We start from the raw sequence: 24,629 nt of genomic DNA, 5'->3' as shown, positions 1-24,629 counted from the left end.
GATAAAATCTTTGCGCCTTAAAAACGTATTTTTTTATATTATTTGAGCCCTTGAGCCAATCCAACAATAAAAATAACAGGTCTTTGATGAAATAGATTCAAAACTTGATCAGGAAGATTTTAAACATTAAATAAATCTACACAATCTACTCCTATGTTTCATTTTTAAGTAAAATAAAAGTTTAAGCATCTTCTTAACCTGTATATAATGCTTTTTTGCTACATTTATCTGTAATCAAACACTAATTATCATCACTTCATGAATATTCAACTTTTTTCAAGAAATGCTTTGGTAGGAGCAGCTACTCAGGGAATAGGATTAGGCATAGCGCTGGAGCTGGCGAAATGCGGAGCAAATGTTACCGTAATGGCACGCAATGAAGCAAAACTTAAAAAGGTCGTGTCTTTGCTGCCGGTCATCAATCCGGATCAGAAACATCAGTATCTGGTGGCAGATTTTTCCCATTTTGAAGAATACAGGAAAATCATAACCCAATATTTCAGTCAGCATTCTGTAGATATTCTGGTGAACAATACCAACGGTCCGGAGCCGGGTTTGGCACTGGACAAAAATGTAGACGATTATCAAAAAGCATTTGATCTCCTTTTCAAAACGGTCTGCGAAACAACCCTGCTTGCCTTACCCAATATGATAAAACAGAAAAACGGACGGATCATTAATGTATCCTCATTGTCTGTAAAAGAACCGATTCACAATTTATCACTTTCAAATTCCATCCGTTCTGCGGTGATTGCCTGGGCTAAAACATTATCCAACGAAGTGGCTCAGCATCAGATAACGGTTAATAATATTTTAACGGGCTATTTCGATACCGAACGTATTCAGAATCTGATCAGTCATGAATCACAGCATACAGGAAAACCTCAGGAAGAAATAAAAAAAGCGAGGGAAAATAAAATCCCTATGAAAAGGCTCGGAAAAACTGAAGAATATGGTCATCTGGTTGCTTTCCTGGCCTCAGAATATTCATCTTACCTTACTGGAACCAGTATACCGCTGGATGGAGGATTGAATAATACATATTGATAAAGGGTTTGTAAAATTGAATATTATTGTATGGTATTTTTGAAAAAAGGAGAGAATCAATAAGAATAGATCTTTCTAAGTATATACATGGTTCGTTGGCTTAGTCAGTGGCAAAGCCACACTTTTTCGCCCACTTAAAACTAAAACATAGTATCTTTAAACTTTGTGTGAAAAAATATTAGATGATCTATTTTTTAAATGAAAAATACAGTTAAAACTTTAAGGGAAAGTAAAAATATGACTCAGGCCGAGCTAGCCGGGCAGTCAGGCCTTTCTTTACGTACGATTCAGAGGATTGAGGCTGGAAGTATTCCTAAAGGCTTTACACTGAAAGCTATTGCCCGGGTTTTGGAAACAGCTCCTGAAGACCTGATTGTTGTTGAAGAAGAAGTGAATACAGAGCGCGCCAAACTGATCAATCTTTCCGCATTGTCGGGGCTTGTTATCCCATTCGGAGGGGTTATATTTCCTTTGATTCTGACCTATAAAACCAAAGATCCGGAGAATAAAGAACTCGGAAAAAATATAGTATGTATTCAGATTATTCTGGCGGCTATAGTATCGGTTTTAATGATTATAAGTCCGTTTATTCAAAATGCTTTATCCCTGAAACTTCCTCTTTTTCTTATTTTCTTAATTGCTTTTCTCTGCGTTAAACTGGCTGTGATTATCAAAAACGGCATAGGTTTGAATAAAAAAGGCGAATTGTGTATCAGGCTGAAAAACAGCTTCTTATAGCGGTTGTCATAAAAATGACGTAAAGATGTCATATGGTTTTTGCCGGAAATCAGATTCTAATGTTGAATCTTGCAGAAAATTTCAACATGAAAACCTTAAAGAAAATTGTATTATCCTTTATTGCAGTCATTGCACTTTCATTATTAGGCGGTTATTTTTATTTTGACAGAAAATTTACCCCGCCGGAAAATAATCTGAACGTTTCCGGAACAGCAGAGCATATTGTTTTTACCTGGGATGTTGCCGACGGGAATCCTCATGCAGCCGTTTTGTTGCCTGTCAGAATCAAAGGAATCGAGAAGACTTTTTTTATGCAACTTGATTCAGGTTCACCTACCACTTTATTGTACAGAAAATCACTGGAATCTATCAGTAAGAAATTTCAGTATAAACTCCCTTTTAATTATGATCAAAATAAAGTCTCCATGCAGTTCAGTATGGGAAATATGAGTGTTGCTTCAGATTTTGAATTATTGAATTACGGAGATACTCTGGATGTTGCCCATCCTGTTATCGGAACCATTGGAACCGATCTTTTTGAAAAAAGAGTCCTTATTCTGGATTTTAAGAATACGGTATGCTCATGGATTGAGAATCTTCCCGGAAATGGATTGGAACCACTGGAATTTAAAAAACGGAAAATCATATTCCCCGGAAGTATCGGATCCCAAAAACTAAAACTCCTTTACGATTCCGGAACCAGCGGCTACGAGCTCCTTACCAATAAAGAAGAGTGGGAAAGATACAGAATACCGGGTGGAAGCATTAAAAAGGAAAAAGGAAACTCCTGGGGAAATGTATTGACTGTTATATCCGCACCTGCTGATGATACTGTCAAAATCGGAAACAGAAGCCTCCCGCTTTCGGAAGTCACGTATGTGGAAGGGACCTCGAAAATGCAGAATCTCCTGATGAAAACTTCCGGAATGCAGGGAATGATCGGAAATAAACTCTTCCTGAATCATACATTAATTTTGGACTGTAAAAACAAAAGATTCAAAGTAGAATAGTATTTTATATTACAAATACGGATGAAATGGGGTAATTTTTTAATTTTAATGTAATAAGTCCCGCTTGTGGGTTGTCTTACTATGTATTGAAATTACATAGTATATGAGAAATTGGTCTTTTAAAAAATGGAACACCGTTTTAGGATGGGTGATTTTCATTATCGCATTAATTACCTACACTTCCACAATGGAGCATTATCTGAGTTTCTGGGATTGCGGCGAGTACATTTCCTCGGCAGTAAAACTTGAAGTAACGCATGCTCCCGGAGCGGCTTTATTCCAGATTGTAGGGGCAGCGGCAAGCATCTTTGCGTTTGGAAATGAAGAGAATTATGCTATTGTAATCAATACGATGTCCTCACTATTCAGTGCATTGACCATTTTATTCCTGTTCTGGACGATTACCCATTTTGTGAGAAGACTTTTAAACAAAGAGTTTGATGAAATTACCAAGCACCAGGAAATTTCAATTCTTTTTGCAGGAGCAGTAGGGGCATTGTGCTTTACTTTTTCCGATACTTTTTGGTTTTCTGCAGTAGAAGGAGAAGTATATTCCATGGCTTCTATGTTTATTGCTCTTTTGGTGTGGTTAATTACCAAATGGGAAAACGAATATCTGGCGAAAGACAGCGAAAGATGGATCATCCTTATTTTCTTTGTATTAGGTCTTTCCGTAGGGGTTCACATGATGTGTATGCTTGCAGTGCCGGCTGTATGTCTGGTGTATTATGTAAGAAAATACAAATTTACCTGGAAAAACTTTATCTGGGCGAATGCCATTACTTTAGGAATTTTGATTATTGTTTTCAAAATTATTTTCCCGTTGATTATGACCATGTTCGGAAGACTGGAAATATTCTTCGTGAACGGACTTGGACTTCCTTTCCATTCAGGAACGATAGCTGCATTTATTTTGATGATCAGCCTATCTTATTTCATGATAAAATATGCCGGAAAAGCAAAGAAAAATATTTTTCAGACGGTTGCATTATCTGTCGTTTATATGATCATCGGTTTTTCATGCTGGATGGTTATTCCAATCAGAGCGAATGCTAATCCACCGATGAACCTTAATGATCCGGATACCGCAATCGGGATGCTGGATTATTACAACAGAGAACAGTACGGTGACTGGCCGACCATCTACGGACAAAACTACACCGCTTTCCTTGATGCCAACGGAATTGAAAAAAATGAAGACGGAAGCTTTAAGACTCAGAACACCGGAGAAATCTACGAAAAAGATGAGAAAACGGGAACATACAGAAAAACCGGAGACCGTTTCAATTATGTGTTCAGTAAATCACACATCAGTTTAATGCCAAGAATGTTTAATCAGGATAAAGATGTAATGGCGAACTACATTTCCATGTACGGAGCTCCTGATTTTACCTTCAATTATGGCAATGAAGATGTGGCGGACAATCCTCAGGCGAAACAGATCTTTGATGAACTTCGAACAAAATATGAAGATAAATCCATTACCGCAGCAGATTATTTAAAGGTGAAACCTTATAATTTGATTAATGTTCAAAAGCCTTCACTGGCTCAGAATATGGATTATTTTATCACCTTCCAGAACGGATATTATTTCGTACGATACCTGATGTGGAACTTCGTAGGAAGGCAGAACGATCTTGAAGGAAAAATGGAAAACACCAGAGGAAACTGGATCTCAGGAATTTCTTTTATTGATAATGCTTTGCTGGGAAATCAGGATAAAATGCCTGCTAAATTCCAGAATGAAAGTACGGTGAAATTCTTCTTTTTACCTTTAATTTTAGGATTGATTGGCTTCTTTTTTCAGTTAAACAGAGACTTTGGAAGATTCTATGCACTTCTTTCATTATTTGTTTTAACCAGCATAGGAATTGTTTTTTATACGGGAGTAAAGCCTTTTGAAGTGAGAGAAAGAGATTATGCGATGGTAGGTTCCTTCTACGCATTTGCGATCTGGATTGGTCTTGGAGCCGGAGCTATTTTATGGTTTATTCAATCTAAAGTAAAATCTAATGGAGCGAATATTGCTTTGGGAGTGGTTTTATTGGGTGTACCGTTTATGATGGGCTTCCAGAATTATAAGCCACACGACAGAAGCAAAAAATCAGCGGCCCGTGATTATGCTTACTCATTCCTCAAATCACTTTCTAAAGATGATATTATCTTTATTTATGGTGATAATGATACCTTTCCTGTGTGGGCTATCCAGGAAACGGAAAGATTCAGAGATGATGTAAAAACGGTGAACTTTACCCTTTTAGGAACTCCCTGGTACATTGATCAGGCGAAAAGAAAAACATATAATGCAGCAGGAATCCCGACTCAGCTGACCCATGATGATTACAGAGACGGAGTAAACGACCAGATTTATATGATGAAAAAAGAAGACTGGGAAGGCATTTTCTCCATGCTGAAAGAGCAAGGTGTTCCGGATACCCAATTCGGAACTTTCAAAAAATACCTTACTCAGGATGCATTGACGTTAAAAGAAGCGCTCAGCTTTCTGAAATTAAAGTCAGCAGATAAAGATGAGATTTTAAAAATGTATTTCGGGGAAGAAAAGTATGAACAATACAACATTCTTCCGGTGAACAAATTCATCCTTCCCGTAAACAAAGAAAATGCATTAAGAGCGGGAATTATTACCCAGGCAGATCTTCCGAACGTAGTGAATCAGATTATGATCACTTACAAAGCGAATACCCTTTATAAAAACAACCTCATGATGCTGGATATGCTGGCGAATTTCGATTGGAAGCGTCCAATCAACTTCTCATCAGGAGGCGTCTACGACAGTGAAAATATTTTCTATCTTGATGAATACCTGCAGTTTGAAGGATTCAGCTACAAGTTGGTGCCTATTCACACCGTTCCGAATGCAGATGGTGATATGGGAAGAACAGATCCTAATTCTTTATACAACGTAGTGAAAAACTTCAGATGGGGGAATTTTAAAGACCTCAGTATTCATTACGATGAAGCGGCTACTTCCAATATTATGGTTTACAGAATGGCGGCAGGCAGAGCTGCTTCAGCATTAGGGTTAAGCGGGCAGAAAGGAAAGGCTTTGGAAATACTGGATCTGGTTTCAAAAGAAATTCCGGTTGAAAAATACAATGATCCACGCTCGCTGAGCTCTCTGGTTACGGGATATATCATAGCAGGGCAGGAGCAGAAAGGACTTCAGCTGGCAGAAATTCTTAAGAAAGGAATTTTTGAAGAATATGATTATTATCTCAGTCTTTCCCCGGCGTTTCAGAAACAGTCAGTTAGACAGATGAGGGTAAAACCTATGGAATATTCTCTTGTGGTTTCTGCCGTTACCGATGCTTACAAAAAGCTAGGGCAGCATGATAAAGCCTATGCTTACCTTGTAAAATCCATAGAACCGATTGATAAAAAGTTCAATGCATTTATTAGAGCGCTTCAACGGATGAATAAAGAAAAAGCCAGAGAAGAATCTGAAAACGTACAGACCATTACGCCGTTTTACCAGTATTTATTTGATGTGATGGAGCCTTTTGATTCCACTTATTCAAAGAAAAAAGAAGATCAGATCACTTCAGCGATCATTAAAGTAACCCAATAATGAAATATACATTGGAAAGCCTTATGGACAGGAAGCTGTAGATAAAATAACAGGGATTTTGAATACCGGCACCCGGTTTCGGGCAAGTTACAGAGGATATTCAGGGAGTAAAAACCGGTGAAATCCCTGGTTATTGGCTTAATTCAGGCGAATTTTGAAATTTTTTTCCATTTTTAATTGGTGAATAATTCTACTTTTTTTCATGTGTTTTGCAGGCTTGTTAATTGCTGCTTTTCTCTTTGCTGTAGCTTAATACAGATGAATGGCAATGCTGAATTGATGATGAAAGTGCCTGTTGGCGGTAGCTTGCGGAGATAGAATGTGATTTCTATTCTTCCCATTTTAGTGATATTTTATTTTTGTATGTAAAATATTTTTTTATTTTTGCTTTGCAATTAAAATAATTAACAACCATGAAAAAATTAACAAAACTTAAATTTGATAAGAAAGTTATCAATGAGTTAACAAAAGCAGAGCAGAGCACTGTAAAAGGAGGTGCATTAGAAATGGAGCAGGAAATTGGTGTTTCAAAAGATTTTGATACTCCAACGTTTAACGACAAATGTTTCGACGGAGGTTCTACAACTTTCAGAAAAGCTTGTACTTGGTGTGGATTCTTCCACAGTACTAAGTGGTAAAAAATAGCTGATTATCGGCTGCAGATGATTTGTTTTAATTAACAGATCATCTGTGTTTTTATATGGAGGTACTGCCGGGAACTTTTTAGCTGCTCATTGTATGAAAATCAAATTTTTTTTCGGAATTCTTGCTGCGGTTTTAGTAGGGATCTTTTTTTATACCCAAAAGGATGCACAGAAAGAAGGCACTGTCCTTTTTTTCAATACTATCCGTGCGGTGGAAAGAGATTCTTCAGTTACAGGAAAGCAGAAAGAATTGCTGGAATTATGCAAGGTTTGGGGCGTTCTCAAATACCATTCGGCAGATTCCGATTTTATCCGGTCATCTGATGCTTCGCTTTTAAAAGATTTCGACAGGCTTGTGACAGGCAAAGCAGATCTTAATGCCCTGATTTCTCAAAGACTTCAACTGCATGATGATCATCCAAATTCCGATCATTCTCCATATGCAGGCTTTTTTCCGGATAAAGAATGGATTGAATCTTCCGGGACTCTTAGCCGGGAAAATAAAAAGAAACTAATTAATTTTATTACAGCATCTTACCGGACTTCAGGCGAAAGACTTGTCACCACGGAAAATAACGGAGAGCTGAGTTTTGAAGATGATGCTCTGTTTTACGGAGAATCTGAAACAACCCCTGCAAAACGTTTCCTGTCTCTATGCAAACTCTGGAATACGGTCCGCTATTATTATCCTTACTTTCAGGCTCTTTCCGATACCTGGAATGACGTTTTTTTTGAAATGCTCCCTCTGTTTATCAATGCAGAGACGCCGCAAAAATACTACGCGGCTGTGCAGATTTTCGGTTCCAGATTAAAAGACAGCCATGTTGCCGTTAAAATGGGAGATTCTGATGAGTACGACGGGAAAAACGTGGGCAATGTTGTTTTAAAAACGGTGGAAGGACGCACTTTCGTAAAAGAGACTATCGTGGGTTCAATCCGCAGCAGTCTGCAGAAAGGTGATGAAATAGTGCGCATAGACGGAAAAAATATTTTCAGTCTTCAGGACAGTTTGAAAGAAAAAAATTCAGGGTCTAATGAAACGGTTTTAAGCAGAGATGTGAACCGGTTGTTGTTCCTCTCTAAAAAGAAGACTTTACAGCTGGAAATCGTCCGGAATGGAAAGATGATTACAGTTCAGGAACATTTAACCGATGTCCTTAACGCAAGAAAAGCCGAAGAAAAAGAATATAAGAACAAGGCAGGCAAAGCGGTTTCAAAAATGCTGGATAAAAACATCGGATACATCAGAATTAACGATATTTTTTCCGGAAATTTCAGGATTTCTTTTGAAAAAATTAAACAATCTAAGGCCATTATATTCGATCTGCGGGCATATCCTAACGAAATTGCAGTGGATTTTCTTAAATATTTTGATACCCGACCTTTTCAGATCATGAATTTATACAGAGCGGATGTTACCTATCCGGGAATGATGAGGACCATACAGAACGAAATAAATATTCCCGATCCCCGGAAAGATGCTTATAAAGGACCTGTTGTTATTTTAACCAACGAATACACCCAAAGCCAGGGTGAAAGCATGCTTCTGGCTATGAAATCCATTAAAAACTCAATTACTTTAGGTGATTATACCGCGGGAACCAATGGAAATGTCATGATCATCACTTTACCCGGAAAAATAAAAATAAGGATGAGCGGAATAGGGGTTTTACTGCCTGATTTTACTGCAGTTCAGAGAACGGGAATCCGCCCTGATGTGATTGTACGGGAAAATTCGGCTTCTTTATCTAGGGGAGAAGATATTCAGTTGAAGGAAGCCATTAACTACATCAACCAAAAACTATGAAAACCAAACGTATTATTTTACTCTTTTTAATCAGTTTAATTACGGTAAACATATTAATGTTTTTAGACTATGAAACTGTTTCATTTTTAGAAATATACAGGAACTCGGAATCTGCAATAGAAGTGGCTTTCGGAACATCCATCCTGTTTATTGTTCTATTGGTGATCTATTATATTGTGTATCTGATCAGAAAAAAAATGCTGCATGGAAAAACAAGATGAACTCAAAAAACTGATTGAGGTCTGCGAAAAAGAAATCAAGGAAGATATTGTAGATCTCGGTATTTTCACAGGATATCCAGGGCTGGCCCTGTATTATTTTGAAAAATACAATCTTTTTAATGATGAGGAAGCCTTTGAAAAATTTGAATATTATCTCGATAAATCGCTCAATGGGCTTCAGGAAGATAAAGTTTTTTCTTTGTGTTCCGGTTCTGTAGGAATCTATTATCTGATCTTTTATCTGACTAAAAATAAATACTTTGAAGAACCTGTTGAGGAATCCTTTGAAGAATTTCCCGAATATGCCGATGATCTTCTGGAATATTATGCGGGGAAGAGAAACTTCGATTACCTGCATGGGTTTATGGGAGTACTTTTCCTATGCCTCGAGTTGTATTCGTTCAGTAGTGATGATGCTTTTAAAGAAAAAATCAAAGACAGGATCATTACGGTGGTCCATCTGCTGAAATCCTTATCCGTACCTGTAGAGGAAGATAAAATAGCCTGGATCTCAAAAGGTCTTTACAGTAAAGTGGAAGGCTTTTCATTTGGTTTTGCCCATGGAATCCCAAGCATTATAAGTCTGCTCAGCCATGTTTACACAGCCGGGATAGAAAGAAAAACCATTAAAGATATGCTGGACAGATCCTACAACTTCCTGAGATCTGTACAAGGCGATTATGACGGCTCAAGCTTTCCCAATTTTATTACGGTAAGAGAAGGAGAGCGCATTGCTACAGACAGCAGCCGTTTGGCGTGGTGTTATGGAGATCTCAGTGTGGGAATTGCCATGCTGCATTACGGTAAAGCTTTAGGAAATGAAGAAAGTATTTCCGAAGCGGAAAAAATATTACTGAAAACCACAGAAAGAGAACACGGAAAAACAGGGGTCGTAGATGTATTTTTATGTCATGGCAGCTCAGGGCTGATTATGATGTACAATTATCTGCACAGGGTTACAGGGCACGAAGCCTATAAAAAAGCAGCAGATTTCTGGACGCACGACACCCTTACGATGGGCAGCCATCCGGAAACAGGAATGAGAACCTGGCTGGGAAGTGAAGGCTGGATAGAGCAGGATACCATTCTGGAAGGGCGTACAGGACTTCTGCTTCAGCTGTATGCGGTAACCCATAAAAACTATAAAAATCCCTTAGAAAAACTATTTTTACTCGACCATGAACATTGAATTTATAGATAAAATGATTCTCAGGACTCCTGTGGGTTCCATTGAGGATCTTCAGTCTATCCGTGAAATCAAAGATATTTCTACAGACGGACTGAAATTTATTGAAAAGACTTTTACAGGACATTTCAGACTGGCTCTTTTATATGCGACAAAAAATTTATTTGAAGAAATTAAAAGTGTTGTAGAAACCCAAAAACTCTCCGAAAAAATATTCTTCAGCTACATCAAATATTATGTAAGATATTGCTCCAGATCTACACCATTCGGGCTATTTTCAACTTATGGAATCTGTGATCTAAAAGAAGGAAATGACCAGTTTTCGGTGGGAATCGGGGAAAGTGAGATTCATATGAGAATAAGCCTGAGCTACATTTATGAGCTCAGCAGAGAAATCAACGGCAGCAAAAATCTGTGGAAGCACAGTTTCCTGTATCCCAATCAGACTGCCTACGGAATTGCCGAAGATATACGGTATAATGAACTGTATATCAAGCCATATTCTATGAATTACAGATTGGCGTCAGTCTCCACAAACGACGTTCTGGAATATATTTTTTCCGAAAGCGGACAGGGAATTTATTTTGAAGATCTTTCCGGAAAACTTCAGGAAGAAGGCTATGAAAGCGAAGAGGTAGAGGAATACCTTTATGAGCTGATTGAAAATAACGTCCTGATGATGGATATTTTTCCTTCTCCGGCAACCCATAATTATGTGGAAGCTTTTATAGAAAAACTAAAAAAGATCAGACATAGCGGAGAAATTATTTCGGTTAAAGAAAAAGAAACAAACGTTGATCAGATTATTGAAGACATCATCCGGCTTCAGAATGATCTGAAAATCAATATTAAAGCATCAGAAGCAGGAACCTCGGAAAACCTTGAAAACCTGCTGGTGAATGAGATGCAGAATATAGATATCACCAGTTTCAGAGACGGTGAAGCAGAGATTGGAAGCAAAGTCTTTCATAATGTAAGAAATACCCTGCATTCTCTTTCTTATCTGAACTCTAGACGTAAAGAAAAAGACGCATCATTAACCAGTTTTATTGATGAGTTTAAAAATAAATACGGAGAATCAGAGCTGCCGCTTCTACACGTTATAGATCCAGAGCTGGGAATTTTTACCGATAGAGTGAGTAGTATTTCCACACCATTTCTGGATGGAATCCTTTTTCAGACCGGAGGCGGAAAAGATTATAAATTCACCGAAGTAGACGAATACCTTTTCAGTAAATACCAGCATGCCCTGCAATTTGGGAAGCATGAAGTGACCCTTACAAAAGAAGAGTGTTCAAAATTTAAACCTTCCTATTCAAGAGTGTTCAGCCAGACTTTGAACTGCAATATGACTCTTTTTAAAGATGATCAGGATCAGATAGTAACAGCACTTCATGGAGCATTTGGTTCCAGTGCACTGAACAATATGGGAAGATTCACTCATGGTTCCGAAAAGCTGCAGAAGCTAGCCGAAAAAATTGTAGAAATTGAATACTCAAACCTGCATGAATCCGTAGAATATGCAGAAATTGTAGACTTGCCGAGCTTAAGACACGGAAATCTTGTCGTAAGGGAAAACTACCTTAAAGACGAAATTCTGATTAATATTCCGGCTCCTTCAAACGAAGGCAAAAAGACGATAAAGCTCACCGATATTACCATTTCCGTAAGAAGTGATGAGGTGATTCTCAGAAATAAAAATACCGGGAAAATCATTGTTCCGCGGTTGAGTAATTCTCACAACTTTCAGCTGCAAAACCTGTCTCATATTTACAGGTTTCTATCGTTGATTCAGGTGCAATGGGACTGTTCAATCAGTTTTTCATGGGGTTTTATAGAATCTTTCGCCAAATTTACCCCGCGCGTAAAAATTGAAAAAGTAATCGTTAAAGAAGCTGCCTGGAACCTGAACCAGACTGATCTTACTTTCTTGAAAGCAAAAGACGAAAATCTGTTCTCTGAATTCAGAAAATTTAAAGAAGAATGGAAGATTCCGGACCGGGTTTATCTTGTAGAGGGAGACAATAAGCTGTTGTTTGACCTTTCTTCCGAGGTGTATATCCGTCTTCTCGTTTCCATGATTTCCAAAAGACGAAAAATTACTCTGGTGGAAGACGTGGTAAAAGGAAGTTCCAATGTTCTGGATTCGGAAAAAAGACCTTTTTATGCCGAACTTTTGCTTCCCGTGGTTATACAGGATGAGAAACAGGATTTCAGGTTTAAAGATTTTTCCCAAAGCCGTTCCAAGCTGTCTCCTTTATCAGAATGTCTGTACATGAATATTTACACAGGAGAGCAGCAGATGGATTCTTTGATCAGAAACGAGCTATTTGAACTGAATGGGAAGCTGTTTGAAAAAGATCTCATCACCAATTTCTTCTTTATCAGATACAACGAGAACGGAAATCATATCAGGCTGAGGTATTTCCTCAAAAACTATGAGGTATACAACGATCTTTTTGCCCTGATCAGAGAGGCAATGGCGAAATATATCGAGCAGGATATTATCAAAGAATTTGAAATCACCACCTATAAAAGAGAACTCGAAAGGTACGATTACGCTGGGATTGAATTCTCGGAAACCTATTTCGGAAAAGAAAGTACAATGGTCATGCTTCTGCTGAGAGAATTGGATGAGATCGGGTTTGAAGACCGGTGGCTGGCTGGAACAGTTTTTATTGATCAGCTGCTCGATAAGTTTGCGTATACACTGGAAGATAAAATAGAGTTTTTTGCCCAGTTTAGCGGCCAGTTCAACCGGGAGTTTAATTCAAACAGCGGATTGACGAAAGTCATAACCGCTAAATACAAAACCAACGAACAGCTAATTCACTCTTCTATAGGTTTGAAAAATAATGATTTAGCCAATATTTACAGACTGTTTGATTCCTTTCTGAATTCTTTTTCTCTTGATGATCTTCTGAGTGAAAAGGGTAGGGAAGACCGGGATAATTATGTGGGAAGCTTAGTGCATATGTTCTTTAACAGACTGCTTGTTTCCCAACACAGAAAGCAGGAACTTGTCATTTATAATTTCATGCTGAAGTTCTACAAAACACAGTTAAATAAAAAAGCTGCGGCCAGGGAAATTCCCGTTTTGTAAAATAGTAAAATAGATATGAAAAGACCTCCGGATTCTGTAATCCGGAGGTCTTGTATTTTTAGATTGATCTTCAGGAAAGTGTGTTAAGATCCAGATAAAGTTCTATAATATTGTCCTTTTTATCTGGGGTCGTAACCACTTCCATAAATCCAATTTTTTTGTACAGATGATACGCCTTTTCATTTTTATGGGTGACTTCCAGAAAAATAGTGATGGCACCAAATCTTTTTCGAGCCTCTTCTATAACAGCTTGGATAAGCCCCAAACCTATATTTTTACCCTGAAAACTCTCCTTCACATACATTTGATAAATATGGCCGGCATGTTCTTCTTTCACAAAAGCACAGATTCCGATAAGGTGGCCGTCTGCCAATGCACCCACAACAAAACGTTCCCGGGTTTGATTCTCGATATCACTTTCCATCCGGAATTTTTCAATTGTCAAAGCTTCCTGAAAAACAGCTCCGAATGATTCAGGAAATTGTTCCAGACTTTCCAGACGGATGTTTCTGTAATTTTTAGCCTCATGAGGTAATAGGGTACGATAGCTGATGGTCATCGGATGTAAAATGAAGGTTATTATTTTTCGTTTTATTTAACAAATTTGCGAAAATATTTATACATATAGGTTTATTTTTTTTAACGAAAAAGTGCTTTATAACCTCTTTTACTTAATATATTTAGTAAGAATATTTCTAATTAATAGATTGCTTTTATGTTTTTTATTCAATTTAATGCAGGAATTTATGTATATTTATAATAAAAAAACGAGTAATTCGTTGATATATTCACTATGTTGGAAAAAACAGAGGCAGCGCGGGAAGCAGATACCACAAAAATAACTGATAAATTATATATGAATAACATCGTACTATGAAAAAGTTGATAATCCGTATTTTACGGATGATTATATTATGTATTGTTATTTCATGCAGCAGAAATTCTCCCTATCATCATACGGAAGATTTTGATTTCCCTTTGATAAAACAAAATAGTGAAATGAATTCTTCAGGTGATTTTGAGTCGCTTGTTAAGTTGAACGCAGATTATTTTAAAAAAGCAGAAAACCTTGATTATGAGGAAGGCAAAGGACTTTGCTTTCTCAATATTGCCAATGTGAACTCTACAGAAGGAGATTATAAAAAGGCACATATTCTTTTAGAAAAAGCCGGAGAAAGTCTCCGGAATTCTCAGAATAATTTCCACAGGGCAAAATTTTACGACAGCTATTCCCATTATTATTCCCATCTCAAACAATACGATAAGGCCATCTTTTACAGTGATTCGGCGCTGTTTTTTTTGATAAAAGCACCGGATTCTGAGCTTAAAAAGAGGCTGCTTCCCCGGATTTACATTAACAGAGGAACCTACTATGCATGGAAAGGGCAAATGGGAACTGCACTGAAGAGCTTTCGTAAAGGACAGGCTCTGGAAAATTCGGCGTATTCCAACTGTATGCTTGCCCAATACTATCTGTATACCGGGAAACTTGATTCTGCAAGAATATACGCTTTGCGGGCAGTGGAAATGATGGGCAGACAGAAAACGACAGATATTGAAAGGCTTTGGATTTATTATACGGCAGGCTATTATTACAGTAAGATAGATCATGTAAGCGAAGCCGAAAAAATGCTGAAAAGCGCACTGGAATTGAGCATAAAAACACGGCTTACCTATTCTTTTCATATCAAAGAAATTTATAAGGCACTGGCAGAACTTTATGAAGAGAAAAAAGATAAAGAAAGGGCCTATTTTTATTTAACGCTTTATCAGCAGGAAGACAACAGACTTTCACAGGCAAGGGTTGAAGCTATTAATAAAACCACGGACGGTTTTATCTCGGAAGCTAAAAAGGATTCGGACAAACGTAAAAATGATTTATGGATGATCGGGATTCTGTCTTTTATTGTTTTTTCCGTATCCGGAGCGTCCATTTGGAAAAATATCCAGTATTTGAAACGGAAGAAACGAACGTTGAAAAGAGAAACCGATACGCTAAAGGATAAAGTATATAAAAAGAAGCGGGAAGAAGTCATAGAGCTTGCTAAAAAAAATGACTCTTCATTCCTGATGAAATTTAAAGAAATGGATCCTGAATTCATCAGCCGCCTTTTTATCCTTAATCCTGATCTTGAGAATTCTGAGCTCGCTTTCTGTGCACTGCTGAAGCTGCGTTTTACTTCTAAAGAAATTGCAGATTATACATTTGTTCAGCATAAATCTATCCAGCAGAAAAAATACAGACTGAGAAAGAAGCTCAATATTGAAGGAGATATGGACATTTATGAATTTTTAGATCGTGTTTAAAACTTTTTGCTGTTTTTTGAGTAGGAACTTAATTTTATTACCGGAATTCGTTTTATATAAAAAAGGGATGATGATACGCTTTTTTACTTTTGTATTACTTTTTACATTGCTTTCGTGCAGTAAGGATTCTTACAGCCGTTATGAAAAAGAGTTCGATACCCCTTTGTTGAGACAGAACGAACAATTACGGCTTTCCGGGGATTACAATTCTCTTGTGGAATTGAATAAAGAATATTATGCAAAAGCTGAGAAAATGAGCTATGAGGAAGGAAAAGCATTGTGTTTTCTAAACCTGGCCAACGTAAACCGGACATTGGAAAACTACAAGAGAGCCGAATTCTTCTTTAGTAAAGCATACCAAATCCTTCAGCATTCAAGCAGTAATGTCCATAAAGCCAAATATTGGAATGATTACAGCAATCTTCAATTGGAGCTTAAACGATTAGACAAGTCATTTGAATACAATTCGATGGCGATAAATTATATAAAAGACGTTCCTGAATCACCTTTTCGTGATGATGTTCTCTTTAAAATTTATTACAAACGGGGCGATTATCTTTCACAGAAAAAAAAATATACTGACGCATTAAACTATTTCCATAAGGCAGGAAAGCTGGATCATACCGGGCGTGCAGAATGCTCTATTGGTGATCTTTATCTTTATGGATTTAAAAACCTGGATTCCGCTCACGCATACCTGTTTAAAATAGCCGATGAATGTAATCGGCAAAACAGAACAGATGGGGTAGCACTCAATGCCAATACCGTTCTGGGAGAGTATTACATCATGACAAAACAGTACGACAAAGCAGAGAAATCACTCCAAAAGGCATTGGAAATCAATCAGAAGACAAAATATATCTTTGCACAGTATACCAAGTATATTTATACCGATTTTAAATCATTGTATGAAAGAATGGGTGATAAAGAAAAAGCTCTTGTCTATCTGCAGGCGTACACCAATGAAACAAGCAAATCCAATGAGGCATTACTGGCGGCTATCAATGATGATATGGAAGGGTTTATTTCTGAAACAGAGATAGATGCACAGCGTCATAAAAATAATGTACTGGTCATCATCATCATTTCTATATTTGTTTTTTCAGTACTTGGGATTTATGCCTGGAAAATAATAGGGCAGCTGAGATCCGGGAAAAAAGAACTCAGGTATGAAGCAGAGGAGCTGGAAATTCAGATGCAGGATACAAATCTGGAAGAAGTGATAGAACTGGCTAGAAAAAACGATCCATCATTTTTAGACGTTTTCAAAGAAGTGTATCCCGGTTTTATTGAAAAAGTGCTTGCTGTGAATCCGGACATCGAAAATTCTGATCTTGTTTTTTGTGCTATGCTGAAGCTTCATCTCACTTCTAAAGAGATAGCCAGCTATACTTTTGTTCAGCCCAGATCCATTCAGCAGAAAAAATACAGGTTGAGAAAAAAGCTGAATATTCCTACAGAGATAGACATCTATCAATTCTTCGACAATTTAATGTAACCAGCCGGAGTATTTTATTTCGTAATTTTTTGGAATTCACATTTCAGAAATATTTCCGGTTTTGGGCAAAAAAAACTGCCTGATATCTCAGACAGCTCTCGAAATTTTTTTTTCCATCATAACTGAAAACCAATTTCATCACTTGTTGTTATGGTTTCAAATTTGCGCTTTTTATTAGAAAATATGAAAAAATATTATACTACATGGGTACTACATTGTGATTTTTTTTCATTAATAATTAATATCTGGTTAATTTTTAATATACAGTTTATAGGATGAATGGCTTCTTATCTAATTGGTTTATAGGTAAATAGTATTATTTTATGAATACATTTATAATAATTACCTATTAAATTCAACAGTTTTAACTTATTAAGGGAATATTTTTTTTCATTCTTTCAAATTTTGGCTTTTATTTCATGAGTAGGATATAAGTAATGGACTTATTTTTACTTTCAATTTTGCCTTTCAAAACCTGAGGAAGAATAAATTTAATTTCTTTTCATTCAAAAAGATAAGATTGGCTGCCTGATCAATCGAGTCGTCTTTTTTGAATATTCAATAAGATATATTTAATTTCTATCGTTTAAAAAAATTCAATTCCACTCAAAACTTTATTGAGTGGATACTCACTTTTCTTTCTTGGAATGGAATGAAAAAAATTCTCTGAATTGTATAATTATGTTAAATAGATGATGAAAAAGCGGGTTTTTAAATATTTGATAATCAAATTTTTGAAATAAAGAAGTATCTAAGTAGTATCTGGTTTTATAGCCTTTGTAATTCAATAATAATAGTTTTATCCTCACAAACAAATCAGATACTCTATATAAGATTATTAAACGGCAAATTGTATGCAACATTGGTGAAAGGGGGATACGTTATCTCAATTACAAATGAGATCGATACTTTCAGCATCAAGCTGATCAAAAAATAAAAAGTGAGATGCTTATTAAGGAAAGGCAGCTGATTTATCTGCCCGGAAATAAAAGCAAAATTTCATGGTACCTTTTGTGAAGAAAGAGCTCGGGAAACCGGGCTCTTTCAATTTTTTTTAATACTTTGTTAATCAATAGGTTCCCATAGCTGGATTTTATTGCCTTCAAGATCCAGAATATGGATGAATTTTCCATAGTCATACGTTTCAATTGCGTCCAGGATGGTAACATTTTCCTTTTTTAATTCTTCCACCAAGGCTTCCAGATTATCCACTCTGTAATTGATCATAAAATCTTTTTCGGAAGGTTCAAAATATTTTGTCGTTTCAGAAAAAGGAGCCCATTGGGTAAGCCCTTTCTTATTGGGATCTTCGCTTTCACGCCATTCAAAACTGGTCCCGTAAGGTGTTGTTTCAAGGCCCAGGTGGGTTTTATACCACTCATTCATAGCGTTGGGATCTTTTGATTTGAAAAGGATACCTCCAATTCCGGTTACTTTTTTCATGTATTATTTTTTTTAAGTCTTAGATGAAATGTTTCAACCAGAAAACAATCTGTGCTTTCCGGATTATGCCAAATATAGACAAAAACTTTTCATAGAAATCATCTTTTGTTTTTAAATTGTTAATGTAAATACTGAATTACTCTTGATCTGATAAAGTAGTTATACATGATTACTTTCCAGTTGATACTAGATTTAACGATAATCTATAAGCCAATAATAAACAGAAAGTTTTCTGAAATGCTTACTTTTGACGAATGCCCACACGGCTGTTAACCTTATCACTTATGAAAAAAAAGATACTTGGATATTGTCTGTTGAGCTCTTTCCCGCTATTCCTTTTGTTAGCAAACGGATGTTCAAAAGAAGAAAAAAAACTGAATTATTCGGGCCATAAGAAGCCTTTAGAATCATCAAAAATTACTGTTTCTGACTCCCCGGACAAGATGGAAACTTCCACAGAGCTGAAAAAAGACATCACTGATTTTGTTCCGGATGGCTATAACATGACGGAAAAATCATTCGGAGACTTAAATAAAGACGGTACAGAAGACTGTATCATGATCATCAAGAAAATAGATCCTGCCAACATTGTTAATGATAAATACCGTGGTAAACTGGACAGAAACCGACGGGGAATTATAGTGCTTTTTAAAAAAGAAGGCGGTTATGAACTGGCCTCAGAAAATAGAAATTGTTTCTCTTCTGAGAATGAAGATGGAGGAGTATATTATGCTCCCGAACTTCTTGTTTCCGCTGAAAAAGGAAATTTAAAAGTTCATTACGCTCATGGCAGATACGGATACTGGAATTATACTTTCAGATCTACCCATTCAGATTTTGAACTGATTGGTTATGATATGAGTTCCAATACCGGGCCCAGAGTGAACAGTATGACCAGTATTAATTTTTTAACAGGAAAAAGACTGGATAAAACCAATGTGGCAGAAGGTGATGATGATGAGGTTTTTGAAGATCAGTGGACAAAAATAAAACCTATGAAACCAATTACCCTTTCCGGTGTCAAAGACTTTGATGAACTGGATTTTACATCACCCAATTAATATAATAAGAAAGACTGCCTGAAACAGCAGCCTTTATGAATATACAATTCGCTTCTTTTTGATTGAGGGTTGTATTTTATTGTAAATGAATGAATTAAATTATATTTTCACACTCATGCTTTCCACTTCTTCCGCTGAAAAGCCATAGATCTGAGGCGTTTTCACATCCAGAAGATTGAGATAAATATAAAGCTCGCCTCTGTGGTGAATTTCGTGTTCTATCATAGCCCGGAGCCATTTCCAGATTGTGATTTCATTACCCGGAGGTGTGAGGCATTTCCGGTTCAGGTCATCATCTGAAAGCTTTTTAATTATTTCAATCGTTTCTTGATGCATCTCATTGAAAAACTTTACGGTTTCATCATAGCCGTCGGCCAGTTCTTTTCCGCATCCTGCGTACGCACTTTTCCTTCCTGAAATCGTTTCACCGTACATAAACCGTTCAATGGCAGCAATATGCCTGATCTGATCACCGATGCTGAATTTACCGGGTTTGTACGAGAAATCAATATGTTCGGGCGGAACTACTTCAATAAGTCGGAGGGTTCGTGCACGTACTTTTTCATAATAATCAATGAATGAATCTACAGAGGTAATTTCCATGAAGGCTATTTTAAGTTGAAATTATTGAAAATATACTTATGGACAAAAACTTTTTGTACCGTTTTTCAGAATGGTTAATGTTCCGTGAAAAATTTCAGCATATCTTCCAGAGCAGTTTCCGAGTGCATCTTTTCACCGTTTTCAATCGATTCCCGGATGGCTTCTCCAGCCCGTCTCCGCATCTGGGTTTCATAATAACCAATAGCCTCCTGAAGGGTTAAAAACTGATCTGAAGTAAGACATTTGCTGAGTTCCAGGGCATCCAGCATAGCCATATTGGCTCCTTCTCCTGCAAAAGGCGGCATTACGTGCGCAGCATCCCCAAGAAGCGTAAGATTGGATTGGGTTTCCCATCCTTTGTCCTGAGGCATATAATAGATGGGACGAGGAATAAAAGGAACTGCCGCATTCTCAAAGAGTTCGTGCCAGAGAACGGACCATTCGGAGTATTCTTTTTTGAACCATTCCAGCATCTGGTTTCGGTCAGACATATCCAGACCACTTTCGGACGCCCAGTTTTCAGCCGCCCTGAAGCTGGCATAAAATCCCAGTTCGCCTTGTTCCTTCTGGCCGAGAAGAATATTCTTATCGTTTCCGAAAGCCATTATTTTACCGTCTCTGATCAGTGCTTTAATATGAGGAGCATTCTTTTCTGCTTCATACACATGCCCTTCAAGCATCAGAATACCCGTATAAACAGGCTTGATATCCGTAAGGTAAGGGCGAATTTTAGAATTGGCACCGTCTGCCGCAATCACCAGATCTGTATAAGCCGATGAACCGTTTTTAAAGTGAAGCAGCCACCCGTTATCCTGAGGTTTCATGGAAATGAAATGGCTGTCCCAGACTACGGTTTCAGGTTTCAACGATTCCAAAAGCATGTTTCGAAGAGGTCCACGGTCTATTTCCGGACGAAAATGCTCATGTCCAAAATCTTTTTCAGAAGTTTCGGCGGTATGTTCATTGTAAAAGACATCCATCTGACTGTCCAGGATGACCGTACGGTCTGCACCGGGGCGGAAATTCTTTTTAAATTCTTCCAGTAAATGGGCAGCAGTAAGAGCTGCCATTCCCGATTCGTCGTGCATATCAAGAGGAGAGCCTTGAACGCGGGCGTTTTTATTAAGATCCCTTTCGTATACCTTCACGTCTGCATTCTGAAGTTGTAACAGTCTTGCCAGTGTCAGTCCTGCGGGACCGCCGCCAATGATGGCTATTGATTTATTCTGTATCAGCATTTTAATTAATTTTACGGATACAAAATTATTTTTGTTTCATCACGGATAATAGTATAAATCGGTCATTTTTATTTTTTGATAATTCTTTAGGAATAACACCTGAAAATTTCTTAATTTCTTTAATGAAATGATTCTGGTCTGTAAAATTGAGTTCAGGAAAAAGCTTGCCTTCCGCAATATGTTCCAGAGAAGCCCTGAAGCGGAGAATTGTACAGTAAGCCTTTAAAGAAATTCCAAACTGCTGGCTGAAATACCGGTTGATCTGTCTGCTGCTCCAGCCCGTTTTTTCAGAAAGTTCCTTCACGGGCATTTCGCCGTTTGAGGAATAGATAAGTTCAAGAAGTTTTCGTTTTCTTTCATCTGTTTTTTCGGGAATCCGGTCTGTTATTTTTTGAGATATTTTCCTACTGAACTGCTCAAGATTCTGAAAATCATCCGGATGCATATTCCAAAAATGCGGATCCAGATTTTGACCTGTATTTAAAAGATCAGCAATGGAAGTCTGCAGAATATACTCGACAGCAATAGGTCTGAAGCTGACTACAAAGGCAAGGGTACCCGGTGGAATGGTCCTCTGCTCCGGTGCCGTCTCTAAACCGATGAGGAAAACACTGAAAGGCTCCTCACCATTTCTGATAAAAAAAAGATCTACCCGGCCATCGGGCATCACAACCACTTCTTTGTCTTCATCTGACGGGTTGTGAAACATACCGATGTTTTCTACAAAACTGTCCAGTGAAGAATCCGGCTTGATAAACTTACAGTAGAATTCGCTGTTCATTGAAAATATCCTTTTTTCAAAAAATTAAATTACAAAAAAATTAGAACCCGGAATCAGCAATGGAGTAAAGAGATTTATTTTAATCAAAAATTCTCAGAAGTCTTTATATTTTGAATTTTTAAGCTTGGAATTTGGAAAATATTCAAATAACTGATAATTTAGTAACAAATCCCAATTATGAAGTTATGGTTTTTCTTATGTCTTCTTACTTTCAGTATTTCCACCTACACCGCTCAGACTATTGATAAAGAAAAACTTCTTGAATATTACGAATCTCAGCGTTATGCTGAAGCGGCAAAATACCTGCAAAGCATCTATCCGGAAGATACAAAAGATATAAAAGCGTTAAGTCAGATGGCATACTGTAATATGATGTCGGGAAGACTCCCTGAAGCTGAGAAAAATTATTTGAAGGTCAATGATATTATACCTGGAAACCTTCCTGTTCTATTCAGTTTGGCTAATATCAGCTCCAGAAGAGGGAGTAAAGTGAAAGCAAAGGCTTATCTTATGGAGATTATTCAGCTGGACAGCCTTAATTTTGGTGCTTATAAACAACTTGCTGTTTTTGGAGATACTCCTGAATCAAGACTTCAATACCTCAAAAAAGCCAATACGTTAAATAACACAGATCCGGATGTAGCTTACGATCTTTCTATGTCTTATCGGGAAATTAAAGAATATCGGAAAGCTTATGAAATCCTCAAGGTTGCCATTGATGCAGACCCTGAAAACTTTATCCTTCAAAAGGCACAACTTCCACTGGCAAATCAGCTGGGAAAATACCAGGAAGTCATCGAAACTGGTGAAAAGTTGATGAAGGAAGATACAGATGCTAATGTAGCTAATGATATGGGGCAAGCTTATTTTTATTTAAAAGATTATAGGAGATGTATAGCTCTTTTTAAAACATTGGAAGATTTGGGTGTTCAGAACGAAGGTACTTTATACTACATGGCTCTGAGCTATCGTGAACTTAAAGAATTTGATAAAGCTGAAGAATACGCAAAAAAGACAATTAATGAAGGAATATCAGCCCATACCGCGCTCTATTATCTGGCTTTGGGAGGAATTTATGAAAATAAAAATAGATTTCCTGATGCCCTTGAAGCGTATAAAAGAGGTCTTACGTTTAATAATAGCAAGCCTATTTATTACCGGTTGGGCCTTCTTTATGATTTTAACCTGAAACAGAAGAAAATTGCAGTCACTTATTATAATCTTTACCTGAAAAATAAGCCGGATCCTGTCACTGAAAAAGAGCAGATCTCTTATGCAAAATCAAGGATTACAGAATTAATCCGAATTCAGGTTAATCAATAATTTATGTTAGTTTTACTTTAAAAGCAAACGGTTTATATGAAATTGAAATTAGGCATTCTGGATCAGTCTCCTACGATTGAAGGAGGAAGTGCATTGCAGGCATTGAAAAACAGTATTGATCTTGCCCTGTTTGCTGATAAAGCAGGATTTCATCAGGTGGTTTATTCTGAACACCATGGGGTAAGCGCATATGGAAGCTCAAGTCCTGAAATTCTTTCTGCTGTGGTACTGGAAAAGACCAGACGCATTAAAGTTGGAACGGGTGGAATCATGATGAAAAATTATTCTGCTTACAAAATTGCGGAATGGGCAAAAATGCTGGGCAGTTTCTATCCGGGACGTTTTGTCTTAGGATTGGGCAAAGCACCGGGAGGTTTAAAAGATGCGGTGTCTGCATTGAACAATCACAGACCCGTTATTTTATCAAGTCAGGAAGCTAAACTGGAAGAAATCATCCGGTATATTAAAGAGGAAAAAGGCGTTTACCATGATCTTATTGCGCAGCCTACAGATCTTCAACAGTTTCCGGAAATTCTTTGGTTGGGTTCCGGTATTCAGTCCGCGACAGAAGCCGCAAAACATGGAGTAGGGTATTCATATGCTGATTTTATGAAGAATGATGCTGGGATAGAAAGTACAGAAACCTATCTGAATGAATTTGACAGAAATCAATACAGCCCGGTTCCTTCACTGCAGGTAGCTGTTGCCGTATCAGTAGCATCCAGTGCAGATGAGGCTAAAAGAAATGCTTACGGAATGGCTTATCAGTTTATGCAGGCCCGCCATGTTCAGGCCCCTGAACCGCTCCTTTCTTCCGAAATCATTGAGCAGAGAATATCGGGAAGTGCAGATGAAGAAGAATTTTTTAAGATTCTGGATCATATTGTTGCAGATACTCCCACCCAAATTTCAAAGCGTTTACAGGAAAAAGCGGAAGAATATAATACCGATGAGATCATAGTCCTCTGTAATATGTTTAGAGAAAAAGACCGCATGGATACCTATAAAAGTCTTATATTGACGCATTAAT

General features: G+C 37.4%; 19 protein-coding genes. 14 read left to right on the top strand and 5 right to left on the bottom strand.

Features of this window, described 5'->3' with window-relative positions:
* Window positions 1–258: 258 nt before the first annotated feature.
* The 9 genes from ACM46_RS13570 (at window position 259) to ACM46_RS13530 (ending at window position 13,345) form a co-directional block, all read left to right on the top strand.
* The gene (locus ACM46_RS13570) at window positions 259–1,047 is read left to right on the top strand and encodes an SDR family oxidoreductase (RefSeq protein WP_048507223.1); all 789 of its coding nucleotides are present in this window, start codon (window positions 259–261) and stop codon (window positions 1,045–1,047) included.
* Between the two features lie 198 nt (window positions 1,048–1,245).
* Window positions 1,246–1,785 (top strand): helix-turn-helix domain-containing protein, encoded by a 540-nt coding sequence (locus ACM46_RS13565; protein WP_048507222.1) that lies wholly within the window; start codon window positions 1,246–1,248, stop codon window positions 1,783–1,785.
* An 86-nt stretch (window positions 1,786–1,871) separates the two neighbouring features.
* The gene (locus ACM46_RS13560; protein WP_048507470.1) at window positions 1,872–2,795 is read left to right on the top strand and encodes a hypothetical protein; all 924 of its coding nucleotides are present in this window, start codon (window positions 1,872–1,874) and stop codon (window positions 2,793–2,795) included.
* Window positions 2,796–2,898: 103 nt separating this feature from the next.
* Window positions 2,899–6,384: a glycosyltransferase family 117 protein gene (locus tag ACM46_RS13555; RefSeq protein WP_048507221.1), complete on the top strand. Its 3,486-nt coding sequence runs from the start codon at window positions 2,899–2,901 to the stop codon at window positions 6,382–6,384.
* A 413-nt stretch (window positions 6,385–6,797) separates the two neighbouring features.
* Window positions 6,798–7,022 carry a hypothetical protein gene (locus tag ACM46_RS13550; RefSeq protein WP_048507220.1) on the top strand — a complete coding sequence of 75 codons (225 nt, stop codon included), beginning with the start codon at window positions 6,798–6,800 and terminating at the stop codon, window positions 7,020–7,022.
* A 100-nt stretch (window positions 7,023–7,122) separates the two neighbouring features.
* A complete protein-coding gene (locus ACM46_RS13545; protein ID WP_048507219.1) occupies window positions 7,123–8,835 on the top strand; it encodes a S41 family peptidase in 1,713 nt (570 codons plus the stop codon).
* The gene (locus ACM46_RS13540) at window positions 8,832–9,056 is read left to right on the top strand and encodes a hypothetical protein (RefSeq protein WP_048507218.1); all 225 of its coding nucleotides are present in this window, start codon (window positions 8,832–8,834) and stop codon (window positions 9,054–9,056) included. Before ACM46_RS13545 ends, ACM46_RS13540 begins: the two co-directional genes overlap by 4 nt.
* Window positions 9,040–10,245 carry a lanthionine synthetase C family protein gene (locus ACM46_RS13535; RefSeq protein ID WP_048507217.1) on the top strand — a complete coding sequence of 402 codons (1,206 nt, stop codon included), beginning with the start codon at window positions 9,040–9,042 and terminating at the stop codon, window positions 10,243–10,245. Before ACM46_RS13540 ends, ACM46_RS13535 begins: the two co-directional genes overlap by 17 nt.
* Entirely contained in the window at window positions 10,235–13,345 is a 3,111-nt protein-coding gene (locus tag ACM46_RS13530) for a lantibiotic dehydratase (RefSeq protein WP_048507216.1), read from the top strand. Before ACM46_RS13535 ends, ACM46_RS13530 begins: the two co-directional genes overlap by 11 nt.
* A gap of 70 nt (window positions 13,346–13,415) precedes the next feature.
* Here ACM46_RS13530 and ACM46_RS13525 read toward each other — a convergent pair whose 3' ends face one another.
* A complete protein-coding gene (locus ACM46_RS13525) occupies window positions 13,416–13,904 on the bottom strand; it encodes a GNAT family N-acetyltransferase (protein WP_083997413.1) in 489 nt (162 codons plus the stop codon).
* A gap of 314 nt (window positions 13,905–14,218) precedes the next feature.
* Between ACM46_RS13525 and ACM46_RS13520 the strand changes: the two genes are divergently transcribed.
* Window positions 14,219–15,652, top strand: coding sequence for a tetratricopeptide repeat protein (locus tag ACM46_RS13520; RefSeq protein ID WP_131707591.1), 1,434 nt, complete (start codon window positions 14,219–14,221; stop codon window positions 15,650–15,652).
* Window positions 15,653–15,719: 67 nt separating this feature from the next.
* The gene (locus ACM46_RS13515; protein ID WP_048507214.1) at window positions 15,720–17,150 is read left to right on the top strand and encodes a tetratricopeptide repeat protein; all 1,431 of its coding nucleotides are present in this window, start codon (window positions 15,720–15,722) and stop codon (window positions 17,148–17,150) included.
* Between the two features lie 1,065 nt (window positions 17,151–18,215).
* Here ACM46_RS13515 and ACM46_RS13510 read toward each other — a convergent pair.
* A complete protein-coding gene (locus ACM46_RS13510; protein WP_048507213.1) occupies window positions 18,216–18,593 on the bottom strand; it encodes a VOC family protein in 378 nt (125 codons plus the stop codon).
* Window positions 18,594–18,877: 284 nt separating this feature from the next.
* Between ACM46_RS13510 and ACM46_RS13505 the strand changes: the two genes are divergently transcribed.
* The gene (locus ACM46_RS13505) at window positions 18,878–19,654 is read left to right on the top strand and encodes a hypothetical protein (protein ID WP_117614440.1); all 777 of its coding nucleotides are present in this window, start codon (window positions 18,878–18,880) and stop codon (window positions 19,652–19,654) included.
* A 99-nt stretch (window positions 19,655–19,753) separates the two neighbouring features.
* Here ACM46_RS13505 and ACM46_RS13500 read toward each other — a convergent pair whose 3' ends face one another.
* The 3 genes from ACM46_RS13500 to ACM46_RS13490 all read right to left on the bottom strand — a co-directional run bounded on the left by ACM46_RS13500 (window position 19,754) and on the right by ACM46_RS13490 (window position 22,276).
* Window positions 19,754–20,257: a DinB family protein gene (locus tag ACM46_RS13500; protein WP_048507212.1), complete on the bottom strand. Its 504-nt coding sequence runs from the start codon at window positions 20,255–20,257 to the stop codon at window positions 19,754–19,756.
* Window positions 20,258–20,331: 74 nt separating this feature from the next.
* Window positions 20,332–21,495: an FAD-dependent oxidoreductase gene (locus ACM46_RS13495; RefSeq protein WP_048507211.1), complete on the bottom strand. Its 1,164-nt coding sequence runs from the start codon at window positions 21,493–21,495 to the stop codon at window positions 20,332–20,334.
* A 25-nt stretch (window positions 21,496–21,520) separates the two neighbouring features.
* Complete coding sequence (locus ACM46_RS13490; protein WP_048507210.1) at window positions 21,521–22,276, bottom strand: helix-turn-helix domain-containing protein; 756 nt, start codon at window positions 22,274–22,276, stop codon at window positions 21,521–21,523.
* Between the two features lie 177 nt (window positions 22,277–22,453).
* Here ACM46_RS13490 and ACM46_RS13485 point away from each other — a divergent pair, with 177 nt between their 5' ends.
* Window positions 22,454–23,599 carry a tetratricopeptide repeat protein gene (locus tag ACM46_RS13485; RefSeq protein ID WP_048507209.1) on the top strand — a complete coding sequence of 382 codons (1,146 nt, stop codon included), beginning with the start codon at window positions 22,454–22,456 and terminating at the stop codon, window positions 23,597–23,599.
* Window positions 23,600–23,635: 36 nt separating this feature from the next.
* On the top strand, window positions 23,636–24,628 hold the full coding sequence (locus ACM46_RS13480; RefSeq protein WP_048507208.1) for an MsnO8 family LLM class oxidoreductase: 993 nt from the start codon (window positions 23,636–23,638) through the stop codon (window positions 24,626–24,628).
* Window position 24,629 lies beyond the last annotated feature (1 nt).

It is taken from the genome of Chryseobacterium angstadtii (assembly GCF_001045465.1).
In the GTDB taxonomy this organism is placed as follows: domain Bacteria; phylum Bacteroidota; class Bacteroidia; order Flavobacteriales; family Weeksellaceae; genus Chryseobacterium; species Chryseobacterium angstadtii.
Note: the sequence above shows the minus strand (reverse complement) of the source record. Positions and strands in the feature narration are given on the sequence as shown.